Below are 6000 nucleotides of genomic sequence, written 5' to 3'. Positions count from 1 at the left end.
GTTTCTAGTTTCTAGTTTCTAGTTTCTAGTTTCTAGTTTCTAGCTTCGCTCTTCCCATTCAAATTCATCATCGTCGTCATCAATGGTCGAACCCTGTTTTGCATCTTCGTCATCAAAGAAGCCATTTTCCTCAACGTCATTTTCTGAGTACTGACCTTCCCTGTGTCGCTGGTTATCTTCAAGCAGGTCGAAGAAGGCCATCATTTCTGTCATGTCTTGGGACAGGATCCACATGTTCTCGCTGGCTGTGGTGGCTTGCTGCACCAAGGTGGCATTTTGTTGAGTCACGTTATCCATGCGTGTGATGGCTAAATTCACTTGTTCTATGCCGATACTTTGCTCCTGCGCAGCATCGCTGATGTCTTCCATCTTGCTGCCGACCTCTTCCACCATAGAAACGATTTCGGTGAGGGTTTTGCCTGATTCACTCACCAAATCAGAGCCGATACATACCTTCTTGTTGCTGGCTTGAATCAGTTCTTTGATTTCTTTTGCCGCACTTGCTGAGCGCTGTGCAAGGTTTCTCACCTCGCCTGCTACCACAGCAAACCCTCGGCCTTGTTCACCCGCACGTGCGGCTTCCACTGCGGCGTTTAACGCGAGCAAATTGGTTTGGAAGGCTATTTCGTCAATCACGCCGATGATCTCGCCAATTTCATCGCTGGCTGCACTGATTTCTTCCATCGCGCTGATGGTACGTGAAATCGCATGGCCGCCTTCGCGGGCTTTTTCACGTGCTTTCATGCTCACCATTTTTGTTGCGAGGGCATTCTCAGCACTTTGCTTCACCGTGCCCGTCATCTCTTCCATGCTGGTGGCCGTGGCTTGCAATGACGTTGCTTGCTCTTCGGTACGGGCGCTGAGATCTTGATTTCCTGTCACGATCTCTCGTGATGAGGCTGATATGGTGCCTGCGGTTTCACGGATTTTGCTGATCACTTCGGTCAGCTTATCAATGGTCAGGTTGGTGTCTTTTTTCAGTGCGGCAAAGCTGCCACCGTACTTTTTCTCCATGCGTTCAGTGAGATCACCTTGTGCCACTGCGGCGAGTATTGTCTGCATGTCTTCCAATGATGCTTCAACGTTGCGAGTGAGTGTATTTAGCCCTTCAGCCAAGTTGTAGAAGAAGCCTTGTTTGCCTTCCATGGTCAGCTTTTGGTTAAAATCCCCGCGTGATGCTGCCACGATAACGGCGTCAATTTCCCGTTCGATAGCGACTTCGGCGGTGCGATCTTTCCACTCAATCACAGTGCCGATACGGTGCTTGTCTGTATCGAAAATCGGTACAGCGTTTACGGCCATCACTTTATCGCCCACCGTGAATTCACTGCGATGAGATTCATCGATATGAGCAAGAATATATTGCTGGTGCGCTGGTTTTTTGTGGAACATGTCGATGGACTGTCCGACCACGTTTTTCAAATCGAAGTTGTGTATTTCTTTGGAGAAATCCCGTTCGTTATCACGCAGCATTTGATACGCCGCTTCATTGAGATAAATAATGATGTTGTCGACATTGGCCAACATGATGTTGTTTGATGCGCTGTCTAGCGCCTGGCGTACTTGCGCATTTTCTTCGGCGACTTTCTTTGCTTTCTTTTCGAAGGCGAGCTTGGCAGCTTCTGCTTGTTCAATGTTGTCGAGCGAGGTATTTGTCAGTGCTTTAATGGCGAGGAGATCGCCGCGATAGTCCCCTTTGACTCTGACGCTCAAATCGCCTTCGGATAGGCGCTTCATCACGTTGTTCATCTCGCTCAGCGCGCGTTGTGTCGAATCCATTAAGGAATTGAATGCCGCGGCTGATTGGCTTATTTCGTCATTGCCACGCACTCTCAAGCGCACTGAATAGTCGCCAGACTTGGCGATGTCTTCGAGTCGGCGTGTTGTGCCGAGTAATGGCCTCGCAACCGATCGTGTGATCACAAAGGCGATCACGGCGCCAATCAACAACCCAATGATACCTGATAGCCTAAGCACCATAACGACAGAGGCGTTCCACGCTTTTAGCTGGTTGACGTTTTGTTGTAGCGCCACGTTTTGAATGTCGATCATTTGCTGTACCAGTTCCCGTGAACGGTCAGCAATTGGCGAGGCTTTGCTCCCCACCAGGTACTGCGACATGTTCCAGCGTTCGGAATCACGGATATCAAACATACGTTCGACCAAGGGAGAAAAGCGAGCACGTTGACGTGCATATTGATTGAAGAGCATTAACTGTTCGGACGTCAGCAAATGTTGGTTATCTTCTATGGTGTAAAAACTCGTACTATTGGTTGTCCAATGTTGCAAGTAGCCCGCTTTAAATAACGGGTCACCGCTGAGCAGGTAAGAGCGAACAGAAGAAAGGGCGAGGGAGAATGACGCACTGGTTTCTGCAAAATGCCCCAACATTTTCTTGCGTTCTGGTGTGGCAGGCAATGTCTGTTCTATGGTGGTAAGTTGTCGGAGTGTCGCGAGCAGGCGAGTGATTTCAGGTAAGGTTTCATTCTCGAAAATCTTGGTGGCGGGTTGCTCATCCACAGAATGTGCAATGTTTTCCGCTTCATCTTGTGCCGCTCGAAGTTGCTGAAGTGTCTTCGAAAGCTCAAACAATACGTCTTGATAGCCCGCTTCAATTCGTGAAAGCTCGTTGGCTTTCAAAATGGCAACTTGGGCGTCAATGTTCTTCCACACGTTTTGTCTTTCGGCAATTAAGCTGACATCCCCCAACACAAGATACCCACGCAACACGGCAAGTGACTTGTTGATTTCTCCCATCAAGGCACTGCCAGCAAGGCTTGTGGGAAACGTGTCATTCACAAGGTTGTCTTCAACACGCTGCAACTCGGCCATTCGGCTGTTAGAGAAGATGATGGCAGACCCCATGATGGCGAGGACCAAGCCAAACCCCAATACCAGACGCTTACCAATGGTTAAATGTAAAATAGGCAGTCTCATCACTGTTTCTTACCTTTTCCGTAAAGGGGTTACTGCTGCTGTGAACCGGCGTCGAGCAACACGAACAATTTTCGATGAACAAGATCAACAAGGGCATACACGTCTGAGGGTGTTTTTGTTTTGTCGCTTTCTTTTAACGCGTAAAAATCGCCAAACGATTTGCCGTTTTCTATCCGCGACATCGCCATAATCAGCGAATCTAAACATAAACCTGCTTGCAAATAGACTTCTGCGGGAATGGCGTTGTTTTGTTCTCGTTCGATGCGTTTGATCAGAGGGAGATGATTGGCTTGCAGAAACCTGTCGATGTTGTCGCTCAGTGCAAGCAGTGCGACGAAGACCTGCTCGGGTGTGTAGTTGGACATTCGAATGGGGTCGGTCGGTAACGCGTTAACTATTTGAGGGCGGTGTTTCTGCGCATAACGCATGACCAGCGCGTCGATGTTTTTCACTAATTCATAAACTTGGGAGGGTGTGAGCTCGCCGTACAAATCGGAATACCCGTATTCCGATTTGTGGGTGTCGGCGAATGTCGCCGAGGGAAACATCGAGAAAAAACACAGGAGCGCACCAACCAGTAAACGTGTGATTTTCTGCATGGCAGGAAGGGCGAAATTCGTTAATGTTGACGGTACTGGCATCATCAGTCGTATCGCCCTGTCGGTTAGTGGATAGAAAGACTCACATATAAGAAAAATGGCTCATAAATAAGTTTAGTCAGGATTGACGTAAATGCCTGTTTAGCGGGGGAGTGTGTCTGGAAATGACGTATCTCACGCCATCTCTCAAAAGAGAATGAAAGCGCGATGTCTCGCGATGAGACAAGGATGGTGGATTAAATGGTCAAAATACGGCTTTTGCGTTGTGCGTATTACTTGTCAGGTGATGATGGCTGAGATTCACCCTGTGCCAAAATTTGCTGTAACCATCGACCTAGCTTCACGATCTCTGGCTGACGTGCACGGTGCTTTTTGTACACAAAGTAGAGGCTGTCGCCCGTGGGCATTTCGTGCATGGGAATGCGCACCAATTGCTCGCGGTCGATTTCGTTCATGAAGTAATAATTCAATAAGGTGATCCCTTGCTCATAGCGCGCGGCTTCTGTCGCCAGCAGCATGTGGCTAAACGCATGAATCTTCGCCGTGCTTGGCAATGAAAACCCACCCAAGCTGCACCATTGCCCCCAATCGTTTTCCATCAATGAGGTCACGGACAGCAGGGGATAATCCCACATGGCTTCTGGCAGGGGCTTGTCTTTGATTTGTTGCCAAATTTTGCGGCTACAAACAGGGTAGAGGTATTCGTGATAAAGCAGATCGTATTGGTAGTTTTTGCCCGGTTCAAAATCGATGATGAAGCAATCTGCAAGTTTGTCTGACAGGTTTGGGTGGTCGGCAAACATTTCGAGGGAAAGGTCGATTTCAGGGTGCTTTTGACGAAAATCGGCCAATTGTGGCATCAACCATTTCACGGCCAATGAGCTGAATACCGCGAGACGTAACTGGCCGGATTCCCCTTCACGCACTTGATGACTCGCACGGCTAATGGCTTGAAGGGGATCGCTGACATCATCGTAATAGCGCTGGCCGACAGGCGTCAGTTCTAAGTTGCGACCTTGTCGTTCAAACAGAGATTCCCCCAAAAAATCTTCGAGTAGCCGAATTTGGTGGCTCACGGCACTTTGTGTGACGTTCAGTGTATCCGCTGCTTTTGAAAAACTATTCAGTCGAGCAACGACATCGAAATATTGCACAGCGCGAAGTGGGGGAAGTTTCATTATCTAAAAAACTCATGAATAACGAATATTCATCATTATACGTCATGATAAACCCGCGCTACTATGCCGGTTCTGTGATCTAGATTAGATCTTTTGGCCCTTACTCTCGCGAGGTTGCACGTCAAAACGCCCTTTATTTTGAATGCCGCAACACCGTGAGAGAGGAAATACGACATGAACAGGAGCCTTTATCATGCGTAATATTTCAGTTGGGATGGCCATGACCTTGTTGGTGATTGGCAATCTTGCCGCGACGTTTTCTGACGCGTTGGTAAAAACCATGGAAGGGGGTGCTGATGGCGCTATCTTTCAATTTGCACTGTTTCGCCAGGTGTCTGCCGTTCTCATTTTGCTTCCTTTCTGTTTAACGGCACCGAAGAAAAACCTGACGCTTGGGCTTAAATGGCATTTCTTGCGCGCTCACGTGTGGCTTGTCGGTGTGTTCTTTTCGGTGATTGCGTTAACGACCATGCCATTGGCAACGGCGAATGCGATCTTCTATGCCGCACCCTTGATCATGCTTCCGTTGGCTGCGATTTTCTTGCGTGAGAAACTGTCAACGGCATCCATTATTGCGGCGGTGGTGGGTTTTATCGGTGTGTTGCTTTTGGTGCGCCCGACAGATCTTAGCTGGGCAGCGATTTCAGCGATGATCGTGGCGGTGACGCTCGCGGTGAACAACTTGTTGATCCCGAAAATTCCGCGTGAGCAGACGGTACCGCAAACCTTATTGCTGCATAACCTCATTGGTATTCCTGTCGCGTTAGGATTGGCGTTGTACGAAGGTGTGCCGTTTAGCATGGATTTGTTCCTCCGTGCATCCGGGTCAACCGCATTTATTCTGGTGTACGCCGCCACGTGCGTGATTGCTTATCGTGCAGCAGAAAGCAGCAAAATTGCGAGCGCCGAATACAGCGGCTTGGTGTGCGCGGTTGGCGTTGGCTTGGTGATGTTTGGTGAAGTGCCAGACATGCTGATGATTGTTGGAACCTCGTTGATCGTTGTACCGCTTATCTGGCTTGCGGGTCTCGAAAAGCGCAAAACAAAACGCGCAGCGAAAGCACAAGCATTGGCGGCAGAGACAACCTTTGCCAGCCTCACTGAAGACATGCGCACCGAAGATGATGACATTGCGTTGGCTGAAAAATCGGCAATGGCAGATAGCATCGTGTTACCCGATGATGAAGCCTTGTCGAATACTGATGAATCAAACGGCGAGCACATCATCCCTTCGAAAAAAGCCACTGGGGCGGTGTGACCCTGCTCAGTAAGAAGCGATAAACGCC

General features: G+C 49.0%; 3 protein-coding genes and 1 pseudogene. 1 reads left to right on the top strand and 3 read right to left on the bottom strand.

Going from position 1 to position 6000, the window contains the following annotated elements:
- Positions 1-39 precede the first annotated feature (39 nt).
- The 3 genes from BM082_RS14925 to BM082_RS14915 all read right to left on the bottom strand — a co-directional run bounded on the left by BM082_RS14925 (position 40) and on the right by BM082_RS14915 (position 4714).
- Positions 40-2937 (bottom strand): methyl-accepting chemotaxis protein, encoded by a 2898-nt coding sequence (locus BM082_RS14925; protein ID WP_017016136.1) that lies wholly within the window; start codon positions 2935-2937, stop codon positions 40-42.
- Between the two features lie 29 nt (positions 2938-2966).
- Positions 2967-3581, bottom strand: a complete 615-nt coding sequence (locus BM082_RS14920) for a hypothetical protein (protein ID WP_017015073.1) — start codon at positions 3579-3581, stop codon at positions 2967-2969.
- A 227-nt stretch (positions 3582-3808) separates the two neighbouring features.
- A complete protein-coding gene (locus BM082_RS14915; RefSeq protein ID WP_017015072.1) occupies positions 3809-4714 on the bottom strand; it encodes a LysR substrate-binding domain-containing protein in 906 nt (301 codons plus the stop codon).
- Positions 4715-4907: 193 nt separating this feature from the next.
- Here BM082_RS14915 and BM082_RS14910 point away from each other — a divergent pair.
- Positions 4908-5789: pseudogene (locus tag BM082_RS14910) on the top strand (DMT family transporter); the annotation flags it as partial.
- Positions 5790-6000: the final 211 nt, after the last annotated feature.

The sequence above is a fragment of the Enterovibrio norvegicus DSM 15893 genome, from assembly GCF_900115495.1.
In the GTDB taxonomy this organism is placed as follows: domain Bacteria; phylum Pseudomonadota; class Gammaproteobacteria; order Enterobacterales; family Vibrionaceae; genus Enterovibrio; species Enterovibrio norvegicus.
Note: the sequence above shows the minus strand (reverse complement) of the source record. Positions and strands in the feature narration are given on the sequence as shown.